At 29.3% G+C, this 17689-nt stretch carries 14 protein-coding genes; 12 read left to right on the top strand and 2 right to left on the bottom strand.

The features are described 5' to 3' along the window. Positions 1-91: 91 nt before the first annotated feature. The 6 genes from glgB (at position 92) to ACI3VO_RS08615 (ending at position 10578) form a co-directional block, all read left to right on the top strand. A complete protein-coding gene (gene glgB, locus ACI3VO_RS08640; protein ID WP_439757529.1) occupies positions 92-2197 on the top strand; it encodes a 1,4-alpha-glucan branching protein GlgB in 2106 nt (701 codons plus the stop codon). Positions 2198-2347: 150 nt separating this feature from the next. After that, the gene (locus ACI3VO_RS08635) at positions 2348-3478 is read left to right on the top strand and encodes a glucose-1-phosphate adenylyltransferase (RefSeq protein ID WP_439757528.1); all 1131 of its coding nucleotides are present in this window, start codon (positions 2348-2350) and stop codon (positions 3476-3478) included. 50 nt (positions 3479-3528) lie between these two features. Continuing rightward, complete coding sequence (gene glgD / locus ACI3VO_RS08630; RefSeq protein ID WP_439757527.1) at positions 3529-4659, top strand: glucose-1-phosphate adenylyltransferase subunit GlgD; 1131 nt, start codon at positions 3529-3531, stop codon at positions 4657-4659. A 24-nt stretch (positions 4660-4683) separates the two neighbouring features. After that, a complete protein-coding gene (gene glgA, locus ACI3VO_RS08625) occupies positions 4684-6120 on the top strand; it encodes a glycogen synthase GlgA (RefSeq protein WP_439757526.1) in 1437 nt (478 codons plus the stop codon). Positions 6121-6266: 146 nt separating this feature from the next. Continuing rightward, positions 6267-8696 carry a glycogen/starch/alpha-glucan phosphorylase gene (locus ACI3VO_RS08620; protein ID WP_439757525.1) on the top strand — a complete coding sequence of 810 codons (2430 nt, stop codon included), beginning with the start codon at positions 6267-6269 and terminating at the stop codon, positions 8694-8696. Position 8697: 1 nt separating this feature from the next. Further along, positions 8698-10578 carry a glycoside hydrolase family 13 protein gene (locus ACI3VO_RS08615; RefSeq protein ID WP_439757524.1) on the top strand — a complete coding sequence of 627 codons (1881 nt, stop codon included), beginning with the start codon at positions 8698-8700 and terminating at the stop codon, positions 10576-10578. A gap of 70 nt (positions 10579-10648) precedes the next feature. Here the strand turns inward: ACI3VO_RS08615 and ACI3VO_RS08610 are convergent, their stop codons facing one another. Continuing rightward, on the bottom strand, positions 10649-11062 hold the full coding sequence (locus tag ACI3VO_RS08610; protein WP_439757523.1) for a single-stranded DNA-binding protein: 414 nt from the start codon (positions 11060-11062) through the stop codon (positions 10649-10651). A 218-nt stretch (positions 11063-11280) separates the two neighbouring features. On the opposite strand from ACI3VO_RS08610, the gene ACI3VO_RS08605 reads away from it, so the two are divergent. From ACI3VO_RS08605 to ACI3VO_RS08580, 6 genes are all read left to right on the top strand, one after another. After that, positions 11281-13188, top strand: a complete 1908-nt coding sequence (locus ACI3VO_RS08605; RefSeq protein WP_439757522.1) for a PAS domain-containing sensor histidine kinase — start codon at positions 11281-11283, stop codon at positions 13186-13188. Between the two features lie 388 nt (positions 13189-13576). Further along, positions 13577-14419 (top strand): pantoate--beta-alanine ligase, encoded by an 843-nt coding sequence (gene panC / locus ACI3VO_RS08600; RefSeq protein WP_439757521.1) that lies wholly within the window; start codon positions 13577-13579, stop codon positions 14417-14419. Beyond that, a complete protein-coding gene (locus tag ACI3VO_RS08595) occupies positions 14419-15396 on the top strand; it encodes a bile acid:sodium symporter family protein (RefSeq protein ID WP_439757520.1) in 978 nt (325 codons plus the stop codon). The genes panC and ACI3VO_RS08595 overlap by 1 nt, the downstream gene beginning before the upstream one ends. An 80-nt stretch (positions 15397-15476) precedes the next feature. Beyond that, positions 15477-16328: an Mrp/NBP35 family ATP-binding protein gene (locus ACI3VO_RS08590; protein WP_439757519.1), complete on the top strand. Its 852-nt coding sequence runs from the start codon at positions 15477-15479 to the stop codon at positions 16326-16328. Between the two features lie 62 nt (positions 16329-16390). Beyond that, positions 16391-16831 (top strand): DUF134 domain-containing protein, encoded by a 441-nt coding sequence (locus ACI3VO_RS08585; protein ID WP_320624671.1) that lies wholly within the window; start codon positions 16391-16393, stop codon positions 16829-16831. 89 nt (positions 16832-16920) lie between these two features. After that, positions 16921-17103: a hypothetical protein gene (locus ACI3VO_RS08580; protein ID WP_439757518.1), complete on the top strand. Its 183-nt coding sequence runs from the start codon at positions 16921-16923 to the stop codon at positions 17101-17103. Between the two features lie 44 nt (positions 17104-17147). On the opposite strand, the gene ACI3VO_RS08575 is transcribed toward ACI3VO_RS08580, so the two are convergent. Beyond that, positions 17148-17333, bottom strand: a complete 186-nt coding sequence (locus ACI3VO_RS08575; protein WP_439757517.1) for a hypothetical protein — start codon at positions 17331-17333, stop codon at positions 17148-17150. Positions 17334-17689: the final 356 nt, after the last annotated feature.

Here is a 17689-nt window from a genome sequence, read left to right as displayed (position 1 = left end):
AGAAAAGGTTTCTATGAAAAAAAACAAAAAAAAATTTATATAATTAACAATAATATTGTATACAATTCCTTAATTTTAGTTTACAATATATATAGAAATAAATGGTACGAAAATATTTAAAAGGAGGGGGATTCCTATTAATTATTTAGATATAATAAAAAGGGAAAATATAGACAGCTTTAAAAGTGGGAATGCTTTAGATAGTTATAAGTATATGGGAAACCACAAAGCTGAGTATAATGGAGAACAAGGGATATCTTTCATGGTATGGGCTCCTAATGCAAGAGAAGTTCAATTAGTTGGAGACTTTAATAAATGGGATGGAAGTTCTCATAAGTTAGAAAATTTATATAACACAGGTGTTTGGTCTATTTTCACAACTGACTTATCACAAGGGGATATTTATAAGTACAACGTAGTAGGATGTGATGGAGTTAGTAGACTTAAATCAGACCCATATGGAACTTATGCAGAATTAAGACCTGAAACTGCTTCAAAGGTTTTTGAATTAGAAAGCTTTGATTGGAGCGATCAAGAATACATAGAAGAAAAGAATAAGAAAGTAGTCTTTGAAGAGCCTATGAATATTTATGAGGTTCACCTAGGTTCTTGGAAGAGAAAATGGGATGGTGGCTTCTTCAATTACGAAGAATTATATGAAATGCTAGAGTATTGTAAAGATATGGGATATACACATATCGAATTAATGCCTATTACAGAATATCCACTAGATATGAGTTGGGGATACCAAACAATAGGTTACTATGCTACAACTAGCAGATATGGAACACCAACAGAATTTAAAGCATTTGTAGATAAGGCTCATGAATTAGGTCTTGGAGTTATCCTAGATTTTGCATATAGCCATTTCTGCAAGGACATACATGGACTTTATAGATTTGACGGTTCTCCACAATTTGAGTATTCAAATCCTTTAAAAGCAGAAAATTTAGGATGGGGAACAGCACATTTTGATTTAGGTAAACCAGAAGTAAATAGTTTCTTACTTTCAAATGCTATATATTGGTTTAAGGAATACCACATAGATGGTATAAGAGTAGATGCTGTAAGTAGTATGCTTTATCTTGATTATGACATCGGTGATTGGGAACCAAACCAATACGGCGGAAGAGAAAATATAGAAGGTATAAACTTCTTGAGAAGATTAAACGAAGTTGTTTATGCAAATATCAAAAATCCTATTTTAGTAGCAGAAGAATCTACTGCATGGCCTATGGTGACATCACCTACATACAAAGGCGGTTTAGGATTTTCATATAAATGGAATATGGGATGGATGAACGATACATTAAAATATATGGAAATGGACCCTATTTATAGAAAATATCATCACGATTTAATAACATTTTCATTTATGTACGCTTTCTCAGAAAACTTCATACTTCCACTATCACATGATGAAGTGGTACACGGCAAAAAATCTTTAGTAGATAAAATGTCAGGGGATGTATGGCAAAGATTTGCGAGTTTAAGATTACTATATGCTTATTACATGATACATCCAGGTAAGAAGCTATTATTTATGGGATCTGAATTTGCACAAGGGTTAGAATGGAGATATGATTATGGACTAGAATGGCAATTGCTAGAAAGAGAGCAACATTCTAAGATGAAAGATTATGTAAGAGATTTAAACTATTTATATAAAGATCAAAAAGCTTTATATGAATTAGATAATACATATAAGGGATTCGATTTCATAGATCCTAACAACAAGGATCAAAGTATTGTTACTTTAATGAGATTGAGTAAGGATCCAAAGGACTTTATAATAGCTGTTTTAAATTTCACTCCAAATGTTTACTATGATTACAAAGTAGGAGTTCCTTATCAAGGTGTTTACGAAGAAATTTTAAATAGTGATAATGAAAAATACTATGGATCAAATCAAACTATGGAAAATGCTGAATTATTCTCTCAAGATGAAAACTGGCATAATAAACCATATCACATAAGAATAAAGGTTCCACCACTAGGTGCAAGCTTTATAAAATTAAAAAGGGAATATGAAAAAGTAGAAATAGTTGAAGAAGAAAAAATAGAAATAGCAGAAGTAGTAGAAAAAGAAGAAAAGAAAGCTGCTAATAAAAATATAAGAAATAAATCAAAAAAAAGTAAAAAGACAAATAAAAAAAATAAAAAATCAACTAGAAATAAAAAGCATAATCAAAATTAAAAAAATGTACTATAATTTATAAAAAGGGCAACTAGGTGAAAGCAAAATTTTAATAAAAAATTATAAATGATAATAATTTTATTTTAAATAAATTTATTAATAACTTTAAAATATAAAAATATAGTTAAACTATATGAAAGGGGATACACAATGAAAAAAGAAATGCTAGCTATGATTTTAGCAGGGGGACAAGGCTCAAGATTAGGAGTATTCACAAAAAGAATCGCAAAACCAGCAGTATCATTTGGAGGAAAATATAGAATAATAGACTTCGTTCTAAGTAACTGCTCTAACTCAGGAATAGATACAGTTGGTGTATTAACTCAATACAAACCACAATTATTAAATTCACATATAGGAATGGGAGACCATTGGGATTTAGACAGAGTTAACGGTGGAGTAACTATACTTCAACCATATATGAATGAAAAAGAAGGTCATTGGTTTAATGGTACAGCCAATGCAATAAAGAAAAATATGGACTTTATAGATGATTATGACCCAGAATATGTTTTAATCTTATCTGGTGACCATATATACAAGATGGACTACAGCAAAATGCTAGATTTCCACAAGGAAAAACAAGCTAAAGCAACAATAGCAGTAATAGAAGTTCCATGGGATGAAGCAAGTAGATTTGGAATTATGAACACAAATGAAGATGGAAGTATCTATGAATTTGAAGAAAAACCAAAAGAACCAAAAAGTAATTTAGCCTCTATGGGTATTTACATATTTGACTGGAAAACTTTAAGAGCATACTTCAAAAGAGCAGATGAAACTGGAGAATGCTTAGACGATTTCGGACACAATGTAATACCAACTATGTTAGAAGAAGGACAATCAATGTTTGCATATCCATTCAAAGGATACTGGAGAGACGTTGGTACTATACAAAGCTTATGGGAAGCAAACATGGACTTAATAAACGATCCAAAAGCAGTAGATTTAAATGATCCACAATGGAGAATCTACACAAATACAGGAGATATGCCACCACAATACGTAGGACCAAAAGCATCAATTAAAAAATCATTAATCGCCGATGGTTGTAGAGTTTACGGAACTGTAAAAAATACAGTATTATCTCATAGAGTACAAATAGGAGAAGGATCAGTTGTAGAAGATTCTGTAATAATGCCTAACGTAAAAATAGGTAAAAATGTAGTTATCGAAAAAGCTATGATAGCAGAAGGTGCAGTTATAGAAGATAATGCAGTAATAAAAGACGAAAACGGTGAAATAAGCGTAGTATCAGAATTTGAAACTGTAAAAGCGTAATTAAGTAGAACATAAGTAAATATAACATAGGTAAATAGGGGGAAAAAATTATGAAAAATGAATGCATGGGCTTAATAAACTTAGATAACATACAAAATCCATCTGTAAATGTATTATCAGATCACAGACCAGTAGCTACTATACCAATAGCTGGTAGATATAGATTAATAGATTTTACTTTATCAAACATGGTTAATTCAGGAATGACTAATGTAGGTATATATGCAAGAGAAGCTTATAGATCTTTAACTGACCATCTAGGAAGTGGTAAAGACTGGGATTTAAGTAGAAAAAAAGGTGGGCTATATGTATTAAGTCCAGAAAACACAAAAAATAACAATAATTATGGTTATAGAAAAGGTGACATATATACTATATTAGCTAACATAGATTATATAGAAAAAAGTCCTGAAGAATATATTATAGTAGCACCATCATATATGATATGTACAATTGATTATAATGATTTATTAAAATATCACAAAGAATCAAACAACGATATAACAATAGTGTACAAACGCATTGACAATGCAAACAAAGATTTTAAAAATTGTAACACTTTAAATATAGATAAAGATAGAAGAGTAAAAAATGTAGGTAACAACTTAAATACTTTCCCAAGTGCAAATATATGCATGGATACTTTTATAATGAGACGTACAGATTTTATAGAATGCATATACAGCATAGCTAGCATGGGAACTTATTCATACATTGAAGACTATATAATAAACCAATTAGACAATATACAAGTAGGTGCATATAAATACGAAGGATACTTAAAATGCATAAATTCATTAAAGAGCTATTATGAAGCTAGTAAAGAATTCTTAACAGAAGAAGTATCTAAAGAAGTTTTCAGATCAAACAGAAAAATATTTACTAAAGATAAATCACAAGCACCAACTATATATGGAGAAGATGCTGAAGTTAAAGGTTCATTTGTAGCAACTGGTTGTCAAATAAACGGTATAGTTGAAGATTCTACTTTATTCAGAAAAGTAAACATAGGTAAAGGCGCAGTTGTTAGAAATTGTGTAATAATGCAAAGCTGTAAAATCGGTGAAAATGTAGTATTAGAAAATGTAATACTAGACAAAAATGTAACTATAACTTCAGGCAAGGAATTAAAAGGAGATAAAGATTACCCAATGGTAATTGAAAAAAATCAAACAGTTTAGACGTAAAATAAGGGGGTAGAAAGAATGAAAGTCCTTTATGTAACAGCAGAATGTTGGCCTTTTGCAAAAACAGGAGGATTAGGTGATGTTGCTTATGCGTTACCTAAAGCATTAAAAAAAGAAGGGGTAGATGTTAGAGTAATAATGCCTAAATACTCAACAATACCTACATATTTAAAAGATCAACTAAAAAAAGTAGGTGAATTCAGTGTTGATGTATCATGGAGAAGTCAATACTGTGGTTTAGAAAAAATGGAATTAGATGGAGTAACATTTTACTTCGTAGACAACGAATACTACTTTAAAAGAGATGGAGCAGAAAGTATATACGGTCATGGAGATGATGCAGAAAGATTTATATTCTTTACAAATGCTGTATTAAAATCTATTGATAAATTAGGTTTCTACCCTGATGTAATCAATATAAGTGATTGGCATACAGGAATGTTGCCATTATTCTTAAAAGAAAAATATTCTCATTTACCAAAATACAAAAATATAAAAACTATGTATACTATACATAATTTACAATATCAAGGTATATTTGGAAGAGAAATACTTGGAAACGTATTAGATATAGATTTTAAACACTTCAACAACGGAGATATAGAATACCATGGAAATATAAACTTTATGAAAGCAGGTATAAATTTTGCTGATAAAGTATCTACAGTAAGTCCATCATATGCTGAAGAAATAAAAACAGAATTCTATGGAAATGGATTAGATGGATTAATAAGAGCTAATTCAAATAAATTAGTAGGAATACTAAATGGATTAGACTACGATATAAATAATCCAAAAACAGATAAGAATTTATTTGCAAACTACGATGTAAATTCAATCGATAAAAAAGTTAAAAATAAACTTGAATTACAAAAACTTTTAAAACTAGATGTAGATCCAGATATACCTATGGTTGGAATTGTATCAAGATTAGTTTCACAAAAAGGTTTAGATTTAATCGACTTTATGATGCCAGAAATAGTGAATGAAAAACTACAATTAGTAGTATTAGGAACTGGTGATAATCAATATCAAGCAATGTTCCATTATTATGATTCACACTATCCTAATAAGGTATCAGCTAACATAACTTTTGACAGCTCATTAGCTCAAAAAATTTATGCAGCAAGTGATATATTCTTAATGCCTTCTCTATTTGAACCTTGTGGAATAGGTCAAATGATAGCTATGAGATATGGTACATTACCAATAGTAAGAGAAACTGGAGGATTAAAGGATACAGTAACTCCTTACAACCAATACACTAAAGAAGGTAATGGATTTAGCTTTGCAAATTACAATGCTCATGAAATGTTCTTTACATTACAAAGAGCTATAAAGCTATATGAAGAAGACAGAGAAACTTGGAATAAATTAGTTGAAAATGCTATGAATACAGATAACAGCTGGAGCAAATCAGCTAAAGAATATATAGAAACATATAAAAATTTATAAGAAAAGTTTAATTTGAAAATTATTAAAATATAGAGTTTAAGCATATTGTGGAAATTATGTTTGTCGATAGTTTTTCGATGAATATAATTTCCTATATGTTTATATTATAGAAAAGGGATATTTTAAAATAGTAAGGGAGATGGCTTATGATCACAATTAGCAAGAAAAAATTTAAACAGGCCTTTAAAAGCAAAATGTACAGTCTATATGCCCAACCTATTGAAGAAGCAAGTAAGGATGAAATTTTTAGGGTATTATGTTGTGTTATAAAAGATTTTATAGCTAAAGAATGGGTTGGAACTAGAATTGACAAAGAAAAAGCTGTTTTTTATTTTTCAATGGAATTCTTAATAGGAAGACAATTACAATCTAATTTACTAAATTTAGATGTCGAAAAGGAAATCGAACAGGGGCTAAAGGAATTAGGAATCGACTTAAATGAAATAATAGAAACAGAACCAGATCCAGGTCTTGGAAATGGTGGATTAGGAAGACTTGCAGCATGCTTTTTAGATTCAATGGCATCAGTTGGAATTAGTGGTCATGGATATGGAATAAGATATAAATACGGTTTATTTGAACAAAAATTTGTAAACGGAAGTCAAATTGAACTACCTGATAACTGGCTAAAAAATAGTCAATATCCTTGGGAAACTGTAAGACCTAATAGAGCAGTTGTAGTTAAATTTGAAGGAGACGCTTACTTAAGAGAAAAAGAAGACGGGAACTTAGAAGTAGTTCATACAAATTATATACCTGTTATGGCAATGCCATATGATATACCTGTAATAGGATATGAAAATGAATGTATAAACACTCTTAGATTATGGAAGAGTGAAGTTTTAAATAGAGAGTTTGCAGAAGTTTCTAAAAATGCTAGAAATCAAAATGGAAGCTATGAAGATGCATTAAAATATAAATATTATGCTGAAGAAATATCTCAAGTTCTATATCCAAATGATACAAACTATGCAGGTAGACTGCTTAGATTAAAACAAGAATATTTCTTCGTAAGTGCAGGATTACAAGATATAATAAGAAAATGCAAGAAAAATAAAGTAAGTATGAGAGATCTACCTAAAAAGGTAGCAATCCATATAAACGATACTCATCCAACTTTATGTATTCCAGAATTGATGAGAATACGTTTAGATGAAGAAGGATTTTCTTGGGATGAAGCATGGGATATAACTACTAAGGTTATGTCTTATACAAACCATACAATATTATCTGAGGCATTAGAAAAATGGCCAGTTGATATGGTTAAACAATTATTACCAAGAATTTATATGATAATAGAAGAAATAGATAGAAGATATGTTGATTATTTAGAAAATAAATACCACAATCAAGATAAAGTAAATAGTATGAGAATTATACATAATGGAGAAGTTAGAATGGCTCATTTATGTATAAGAGGTAGCCACAGCGTAAATGGTGTTGCTAAGCTTCATACTGAAATTCTTAAAAATGAAGAATTACACGACTTCTATGAAGATGAACCATATAAATTTAACAATAAAACAAATGGTATAGCTCATAGAAGATGGCTTATGAGTTGTAATAAGGAGCTTTCTGATTTAATAACTTCATTAATTGGAGACGATTGGAAAAAGGATACTGCAAAATTAAAAGACCTAGAAAAATATCTAGATGATAAAGATGTATTAGATAAGGTAGGTCAAATTAAATACAATAACAAAGTTAAGCTTGCAGATTATGTTTATAAAAAACAAGGTATAGAGCTTAATCCAAACTCAATATTCGATGTTCAAATAAAGAGATTACATGCATATAAGAGACAATTATTAAATATACTTCATATACTTTACTTATATCATGAAATACTAGATAATCCAGAATTTGAAATGGAACCACGTACATTTATCTTCGGTGCTAAAGCAGCTCCAGGATATTATTTAGCAAAATGTATAATCAAGCTTATAAACAGCGCTGCAGACTTAATCAACAACGATGAGAGAGTTAAAGGTATGATCAAGATAGTATTTATAGAAAACTACGGTGTATCAATCGCCGAAAAAATCATACCAGCTGCAGATGTAAGTGAACAAATATCTACAACTACTAAAGAAGCATCAGGAACTGGTAACATGAAGCTTATGATGAATGGTGCTATAACAATGGCGACTATGGATGGAGCCAATGTAGAAATTTCTGAGCAAGTCGGCGAAGAAAATATGTTTATATTTGGTCTAAAAGCAGAACAAGTTTTAGATTACAATAAATACGGTGGTTATTCTTCTAGAGATTTATATCATAGTGATAGAAAAATCAAGAGAGTAGTAGATGATTTAGTTAATGGCTTCATACCTGGATTAGGTAAGGAAGGAATTTCAATATACGATTCTCTAATAACTCACAATGATGAATATTTTGTACTTAGAGATTTTGATTCTTATATTGAAGCTCAAAATAATTTACAAGAGCTTTATAAAAATAAAGACCTTTGGAATAAAATGTCATTGAAAAATACAGCATGTTCAGGTTTCTTCTCAAGTGATAGAACTATAGAAGAATACATAAATGATATTTGGTTTAAAGAGGGTGCAAAATAATATGGCAAATGTTATAAAATATAATTCATGGGATACAAGCTTTAAGGCTCCATTTGGAGCTTTAAAGACTTGTGAAAAGGCAACTATAAAGGTTGAAGCTAGTAAGTTTGATATATACAGTATAAAATTAATAATCGAAAAAGAAGATGAAAATCTAAATCCTGTATTAGTAAGAGAATTAGAATTAGAACTAAGCGAGGACTTGGGAGATATAAAAAAATATTCAGCAGAAATTCTTCCTCTAGAAGAGCCTGCAGTTTATTATTACTTCTTTAAAGTAAGTTTAAATTTACATGGCGAAGATAAGACATTATTCTATGGAAAAGACAACAATAATGGAATGATCTGTGAATATGATTCAAAATATATAAATAAATATCAATTAACTGTATATGAAGATTACAAGGTGCCATCTTGGTTTAAAGAAGGTGTTTTATACCATGTATTTGTAGACAGATTTAACAATGGAAACAGAAATGGAAAAGTAGATGGTATAAAGAAAAATTCTTTCTTATATGGAAATTGGGATGATGACCCAATGTACATAAAAAAACAAAATGGAGACATCGCTAGATGGGATTTCTACGGTGGTAATCTTAAAGGAATAATAAATAAATTGGGATATCTAAAAAAATTAGGTGTTACAGTTATATATTTAAGTCCAGTATTTGAGGCAGCAAGTAACCACAAATACGATACAGGAAATTATAAAAAAATAGATCCTATGTTTGGCGATGAAAAAACATTTAAGGAATTAATAGACAAAGCAGCAGAAAAAGGTATGTCTATAGTTCTTGATGGAGTATTTAGCCATGTCGGAGAAGATAGTATTTACTTCAATAAATATAATCATTACGACAGTGTAGGCGCTTATCAATCTGAAGAATCACCTTATAGATCATGGTTTAACTTTGGAGAAAATAAAGACGACTACCAAGCTTGGTGGGGAATAAAAGCCCTACCTAACACTAATGAATTAGAGCCTTCATTTATGGACTACATTATATACGACGAAGATAGTGTAGTAAATAAATGGATGAAAATGGGAGTAAAAGGATGGAGACTAGATGTAGTCGACGAGCTTCCTACTAAATTTGTAAAAGAATTAAAGAAGGAAGTTAGAAAAAACGACGATGAATCTATACTAATAGGCGAAGTTTGGGAGGATGCTTCTAATAAAATAAGTTATTCAGAAAGAAGAACTTATCTATTAGGAGACCAACTAGACAGTGTTTTAGGATATCCATTTAGAGATAATTTAGTTTCTTTCTTAAATGGAGAAATAGCTTCTTGGCAATTAAATGATTTCTTTATGACAATAAAGGAAAATTATCCTGAAGAAGCATTTAGATCTAACTTAAACCTATTAAGTAGCCATGATATCGTAAGAGTAAAAACTGCTTTAAATTCTGATAAAGAATTATTAAAATTAGCTATACTTACACAAATGAGCTTTGAAGGAGTGCCATATATCTACTATGGAGATGAAGCAGGACTTGAAGGTGGCAAGGACCCAGAAAACAGAAAGACATATCCTTGGAAAAATGAAGATATGGAAATAATGGATTTCTACAGACACTGCAGTCAATTCAGAAATAGAAATAAGGTATTGACTTATGGAAACACTTATTTCACATATACAGGAAATGACGACGTATTTGCATATACTAGATACGACGAAGAGCATGAAGGTATATTAGTACTTATAAACAGAAGTCAAGATAAACAAAGTGTAAGCCTTGGGTTAAAAGCAGATTCTATAGAAGAAATCACTGTAAAATATTCAGTAGTCAATACTGGCGAAATAATCGAGCCTGTAGATAATCTTTTCAATATAGATATAGATCCAAAATCTTATAAAGTATTTAAAATAGCTAAATAGCGACTTTTAATCGATAATATATATAAATCTATGGAGTATAAATTACTTATATTCCATAGATTTTTTGCTTTTAGAAAGGAATTTCTTCTTCTGAGATTTCTTCCTCATTTAGTACATTTTCAAATAAATTATCTCCTTCGAATAATTTATTGCTGTCTGAAGATTTATTTTTGCTTCCTAAAAAATGAAAATTATTTGCGCGTATTTTAGCAGCAGTTCTATTTTCGCCCTCTTTAGTTGAATATTTTTCAATTCTTAGAGAACCTTCAATACCAACTAGAGAGCCCTTAGAAGCGTATTGACAGAATATTTCAGCACGTTTACCCCATAGGTCTATATTTATAAAATCTGTAGGTACCACGCCGTCTTTATTTTTGTAATCCCTAGATACTGCTATAGAAAATTTGCATAGAGGTTTATCATCTCCGACATACTTTAATTCTGGATCAGAAGTAAGCCTTCCTACTAAATTTACATTATTCATTCAATCACCTCATAAATTTATATTATTTACTAAGAATTATTACCAAACTTTAGTTCGCTTATACAATAAATTGAGGAAAAAAAAGGGATTTTAACTAAAAAAATATAATATATATATTAACACGAGAAATTTAGCCAATTTTATAGCATAATAGCATATAAGGTATTATATTCGCATTTATACTTTGATTTTTAAACATAAAAAAAAGGAGTATGACTATGAATAGTAGAGTTTATGAGCAAATTCTAAAAAAAAGTGAAGACGGTTTTTTAAAATTAAAAGGATACAAAAATAAAAATGGTCAATATATCGATTTTGATATTTTAGATTATAATAATTCATTGATAGATATTTTAAACCTTGTATCAAAAGAGGACAATATAAATGTAAAATCTTTAAAGCAGTTTATTAAAGATAAATTCAAAAATAATGAAGAGGGTATAGATCAAAATACCTTTATGAAAAATATCGAAAAAAATGAATTTCAAAGTGTAAATTTTTTTGTGAATACTTATGGACAAAGCTTAGCTGTAGATGGGTATTATTTTGTGGACTACTTTATATTTATTTTAAAATTTAACTTACAAAATGCAGTTTTAAAATTCTCTAATTTATTGGAAAATTCAAATAGTATTTTTTTCTGGATGAAGGATATTTATGGAAATTATATTAATGTAAATAAAAAATGGTTAGAAGCAACAGGATATTCTAAAAAAATAGACGTAATAGGAGCTAATTGTTATGATATTTGGCCTAAGGAAGAGGCTGAAATTTTTATAAAAAATGATCAGGATGTCATGAAAAATAAATCAATAAAGACGTTTGAAGAAAAATTTTCATCTGTAGATGGAGAAAATATAGTGGATACTACTATATGGCCTATATTAGATAACACAAATTCTCCAATAGGGACAATAGGAATTGCTATTGATGGAAAATATAGAATGAAATTTTATTCTAATTTAAAAGAAAATGAGCGTAATTTTAAAGAAATAACTAGATATTGCGATTCTGTATTTTTTATAAGAGATGAAGAAAAAGTAATTTATATGAGTCCAGCATATGAAAATATGTTTGAAGAGTCATATGAGTGCATTACAAATGATGTATATAAATTTAATGATTTTTTTAAAAGCGAAAGTCATAAAAATGGATTATTAGATGATTATAGCTTTGATAAATTAAATGAAGGCAAATTAAAGGCTAAATTGAAAAATGGAAAGGAAAAGTGGATTTGGTATAAATTCTTACCTATATATGATGATTGTGGTAATGCTATAAAGAGAATTGGTATTCTAACTGATATAACAGAAAGTGTAAATTTAGAAGAAGAAAAAGAAAAAATAAGATTAGATTTTTTTGCAAATGTATCACATGAGCTCAGAACGCCAGTTAACCTACTATTGAGTTCTATACAAGTCTTAAAATTAAGATTAGATAGCTTAGATAAAGAAAATCGAGATTATTTTTCAAAATATATAGATATAATGCAACAGAATTCATTTAGATTATTAAAATTGATAAATAACTTGATAGATTCAACAAGAATCGATTCCGGAAGTATAAAAATAAATTTAATAAATGCAAATATAATTAGTTTTATAGAGGACACATGCTATTCTGTAATACATTTTATGGAGTTAAAAAATATGAATTTAATATTTGATACAAATAAAGAAGAGGAAATCATAAGTTTTGATCCAAATTGTGTAGAGAGAATTATGTTGAATTTATTATCGAATGCAATCAAATTCAATAGAGATAATGGAAATATATTTGTAAATATAAATGTAAAACAAGAAAATGTAGTTATAGAAGTTAAGGACGAGGGCATTGGCATACCTAAAGAAAAAATAGAATCTATTTTTGATAAGTTTGAGCAGGTTAGATTAAAGATGAAAAGCGAGCAAGAGGGAAGCGGAATAGGTCTTTATATAGCAAAGGCATTAGTTGAAATGCATAAAGGAACTATAAAGGCAGTAAGTGAAGAAGGAAAAGGAAGCTCGATTATATTTACCTTACCTAGAAAAATAATTGAAAGTCAAAAAATAGAAAATATTGAAAATTATAATGATAGTAGAATAAATAAAGTTATTCTGGAATTTTCCGATATATACACACGATAATTATTGATATACAATCATCTTCTTTCATATTGATTTATGATAGAAGATGATTTATTTTGTAAAAAAATAGATATATTTGTAAAATATAGTTGATTTTTTGTTTAAAAGTTATATAATTTAATCGAAGATAGTATTTAAACAAAACTATACTTTATCTGATTTATTTAATAAAAATTTTATAGATATGAGAATTTTTCTAGAGTTTGAAATTTTGTATTTTACATAATTAGCTTATATACATTTGTAGTAAGACTTGATTTTTGAAATAATACAAATAAAACTATGGGAAAACTGCGCGCTATTTATAGCTTTTTTGAGTTTCTCAAGTATCGTGACAAAATATAATTCAGATAGCTATCTTCTAATATAAAAAAAGGAGAAGTTAAACATGAAAATTGCAACAACAGTATTGGAAACAAGAAACACAGTAAAACAATGGAGAAAAGAAGGTTACACAGTAGGTTTAGTTCCTACAATGGGATTTTTACATGAAGGGCATGCTAGCCTAATCAAAAAATGTAGAGAACAAAATGACAAAGTCGTAGTATCAGTATTCGTAAATCCAACTCAATTCGGACCAAATGAAGATTTAGAAGCTTATCCAAGAGATCTAAATAAAGATAAAGCTCTATGTGAAAGTTTAGGAGCTGATTTAATATTCCATCCAGAACCATCAGAAATGTACCATGATCCAAAGGCATATGTAAATATAGAAGGTCTTTCTGATAATTTATGCGGTAAATCAAGACCAATACATTTTAAAGGTGTTTGTACAGTAGTATCAAAATTATTCAATATAGTATCACCAGATAGAGCTTATTTTGGACAAAAGGATGCTCAACAGCTTGCAATAATCAAAAAAATGGTAAAAGACTTAAATTTCGATGTTGAAATAGTAGGTTGTCCTATAGTTCGTGAAGCAGATGGTCTTGCTAAATCATCTAGAAATACATATTTAAGTGAAGAAGAAAGAAAGGCAGCTCTTTGCCTATCAAGATCTGTAAAAAGAGGTATGGAAATAATCGAAAAAGGAATAAGCGCAAATGTTGTACTTGACGAAATGAAAAAGGTTATAAATGAAGAACCTCTAGCTAAAATAGATTATGTATCTATGGTAGATGCATTGACTATGGAAGATGTTGAAAAAGTAGAAAAAGATGTATTAGTTGCTATGGCAGTCTACATAGGAAAAACAAGACTTATAGATAATTTTAGTTATGAGGTGAAATAATGAAAAATATAGCAAAGATAAGCGATGTTGCTTCTAAAAATATAGGGATAATAATTATTGTATTATCAATTGTAGCATTTTTCTTCCCACCGATGTTTTCGTGGGCTACAAGCTATACTAGCTTGCTTTTGGGAGTTGCTATGTTTGGTATGGGGCTTACTATAAAGCTAGATGATTTTAGAATAGTATTTACTAGACCTAAAGAGTTATTAATAGGATGCTTTGCTCAATTTACTATTATGCCTCTTTTGGCATTTTGCTTAGCTAAGGCTTTTCACTTAAGCCCAGATTTAGCTATAGGAGTTATTTTAGTGGGATGTTGTCCTGGAGGAACTGCTAGTAATGTAATAACTTATATTGCAGATGGAGATACTGCATTATCTGTTGGAATGACAATATTCTCTACTTTATTAGCTCCGTTTTTAACTCCAGTATTAGTTTATTTACTAGGTGGTTCATGGGTTGAGGTTTCACTTTTAGCTATGATAATCTCTGTTGTAAAGGTAGTTTTACTACCAGTACTAGCAGGAATTTTGATATATCAATTATTCCCAGCATTTGTTGAAAAAATAAGAGATGTGCTTCCTCTAGTTTCAGTAGTAGCAATAGTTTTATTGATATCTGGAATAGTTGGATCTAATGCGGATAAAATAGTAACATGTGGAGTGATGGTATTTATAGTAGTTATGCTTCACAATATATGTGGTCTTTTACTAGGATTAACTTTTTCAAAAATATTTAATCTAAATTACAAAAAGGCAACAGCTGTTGCTATAGAAGTAGGTATGCAAAATAGTGGACTTGCAATTTCGCTTGCGACTACTAACTTTGCTGCAAATCCTCTAGCTACTTTGCCAGGAGCGATATTCAGCGTTTGGCATAATATATCAGGGTCTATTTTTGCAAGTATAAGAAGAAAAAATAAAAAGGATATTCCTGAATGTGAAAAAGATTCCTCTGAACGCATTTATAATTAATTGACAATATAAATAAAAAGAAGTATATTATAGTTAGTGGCAAATGCCATAAACAATAATACTTCAAGGGGGAATTAAAAATGTCAGATTGTGGATCATGTCCATCTAAAGGAGAATGCGGTAAAGATAAAGAAAGCTGCGGTATAAAAAATAATCCTTTAAATAATATAAATAAAATTATAGGTGTAATGAGTGGTAAAGGTGGAGTAGGTAAATCTACTGTATCTGCACTTATAGCTAAAAATTTAGCAAAACAAGGATATAAAGTAGGGGTTTTAGACGCTGATATAACAGGACCAAGTATACCAAGACTTTTAGGAGTTAAAGATTCTAGAGCAATGGCAGCTCCTGACAACTGCATATATCCAGTTCAAAATGCAGATGGAATAAAAGTAATGTCATTAAACCTATTAATAGATGATGAAAACCAACCAGTAATATGGAGAGGTGCAATGATATCTAATGTAGTTAAACAATTCTACACAGATGTAATATGGGGAGAATTAGACTACTTATTAATAGATATGCCTCCAGGAACAGGAGATGTTGCATTAACAGTTATGCAATCAATTCCAATAAGTGGAATAGTTATGGTTTCAGTACCACAAGATATGGTATCTATGATAGTTGCTAAGGCTGTAAATATGGTTAGAAAATTAGACATAGAAATAATAGGTATAGTAGAAAACATGAGCTACATACTATGTCCAGATTGCGGTAAGAAAATAGAAATATTCAGCGGAAGTGAAACTGGTAAATTACTAGACGATTTACAATTAGATTTACTTGGAACATTACCTATGAATAGTGGATTTGGAAATGTATCTCTTGGAATCTACAACGATGAAGAAGTAGAAGGCTTATTCAATCCAATTGTAATAAATATGTTAAATTCATTAAAAGAAATAGATTCAAAAAAATCTCAAGCATAATATAATAGATAGTAAGTAGTATTTCAGTATAATTTAATCTGGAAAATCTAGGAGGGTTTATAATGGCAAGACCTACAAAATATAGAACAGTAGAATTTTTTCCAGAAGGTAATTATTTTATCCCTTGGGGAAAAAAGGATTGCGAGCTTGAAGAGGTTGAACTAAAGGTAGAAGAACTCGAAGCAATACGCCTAAAGGATATTGAAGGACTTACACAAGAAGAATGCGCAAATAAAATGGAAATCTCTCGTCAAACCTTCCAAAACATAATAGAAAGTGGAAGGAAAAAAATTGCTATAGCACTAACAGAGGGAAAAGCAATTAGAATTGCAGGGGGACATTATACAACTAAATTTTGTAAGTTTAAATGTGCAAAATGCGGTTATGTTTACACAGTTAAATACGAGCAAGATAAAATTATATGTCCTAAATGTTCTTCGACAGAAGTTATGTGTGGTAAAAAAGAAAGTTTCTGTAAGAAATGGTGCTGTAAAAAGAGATAATATTGACTTAGTAATTGAAATTTGATATTATTAAACAGAATATAAAGAAGCTCTGATTTTATATCAGGGCTTTTTAATTAGGAGATGAAGTGTTGATATTAGATGTATTGATATTTATTGTTGACTTAGTTTTATTTTTATACTTTACTAAGGTTGGTTTAAATACGACTGATAGAGTTACTAGGTTGATTTGCTGTACAGCTATGACTTATGAAATATACTTGATGATAAGATTTTTTAAGAATTTAAAACTAAAGCCTAGAAAAAGATAAAAGGATCTGAAGATAAATTTGTTTTATTTTCAGATCCTTTTTAATTATTGTAATCCTCTTTCTTTAGCTAATCTTTTATATGCTTTGTAAACGAAATCGTTAATTCTTCCGCTTTTTTCTCTATCAGATATTAATTTTAGTAGGTCTGCGTCAGAATAATTAACTTCTTTTATTTGTTTATAAAGAGCTTCTTCATGTATTCCTCTTTCCATTGAACATCCTGCTGCCATATTTATCACCTCTTAATAGTTATTTACCTTAATTATAATTATATATAACTTTAAACAAGAAATAAACCAAAAAAAGGAAGTTTTAATTGAATAAATTTTCTAAAAATATATATTGACATTCCATTAACTAGAACATATTATGATATAGTTAAGAAATTTAAATTTTAACAAATATTTATGATTAAAAATTTGAAATAGAGGTGATTTATATGAGTATGGTAGCAGAGCATGCTAAATGGCCAAAAGAAAATGATATTATATTTAGTTTATCTGAAAGAGCACAAGCAGCAGAAAAGGAATTAGGAAAAGACAGCGTTATTAACGCAACAATTGGAGCATTAATGGATGATGAAGGT

This window comes from Intestinibacter sp. (genome assembly GCF_051866655.1).
Lineage (GTDB): Bacteria > Bacillota > Clostridia > Peptostreptococcales > Peptostreptococcaceae > Intestinibacter.
Note: the sequence above shows the minus strand (reverse complement) of the source record. Positions and strands in the feature narration are given on the sequence as shown.

What these genes read in the sequence shown, in the direction of transcription:
- glgA (WP_439757526.1), top strand. Translation starts at nt 4,684, where the DNA reads ATGAAAGTCCTTTATGTAACAGCAGAATGTTGGCCTTTTGCAAAAACA.
- ACI3VO_RS08585 (WP_320624671.1), top strand. Translation starts at nt 16,391, where the DNA reads ATGGCAAGACCTACAAAATATAGAACAGTAGAATTTTTTCCAGAAGGT.
- panC (WP_439757521.1), top strand. Translation starts at nt 13,577, where the DNA reads ATGAAAATTGCAACAACAGTATTGGAAACAAGAAACACAGTAAAACAA.
- ACI3VO_RS08635 (WP_439757528.1), top strand. Translation starts at nt 2,348, where the DNA reads ATGAAAAAAGAAATGCTAGCTATGATTTTAGCAGGGGGACAAGGCTCA.
- ACI3VO_RS08610 (WP_439757523.1), bottom strand. Translation starts at nt 11,062, where the DNA reads ATGAATAATGTAAATTTAGTAGGAAGGCTTACTTCTGATCCAGAATTA.
- ACI3VO_RS08575 (WP_439757517.1), bottom strand. Translation starts at nt 17,333, where the DNA reads ATGGCAGCAGGATGTTCAATGGAAAGAGGAATACATGAAGAAGCTCTT.
- ACI3VO_RS08620 (WP_439757525.1), top strand. Translation starts at nt 6,267, where the DNA reads ATGATCACAATTAGCAAGAAAAAATTTAAACAGGCCTTTAAAAGCAAA.
- ACI3VO_RS08605 (WP_439757522.1), top strand. Translation starts at nt 11,281, where the DNA reads ATGAATAGTAGAGTTTATGAGCAAATTCTAAAAAAAAGTGAAGACGGT.
- ACI3VO_RS08595 (WP_439757520.1), top strand. Translation starts at nt 14,419, where the DNA reads ATGAAAAATATAGCAAAGATAAGCGATGTTGCTTCTAAAAATATAGGG.
- ACI3VO_RS08615 (WP_439757524.1), top strand. Translation starts at nt 8,698, where the DNA reads ATGGCAAATGTTATAAAATATAATTCATGGGATACAAGCTTTAAGGCT.
- glgD (WP_439757527.1), top strand. Translation starts at nt 3,529, where the DNA reads ATGAAAAATGAATGCATGGGCTTAATAAACTTAGATAACATACAAAAT.
- ACI3VO_RS08590 (WP_439757519.1), top strand. Translation starts at nt 15,477, where the DNA reads ATGTCAGATTGTGGATCATGTCCATCTAAAGGAGAATGCGGTAAAGAT.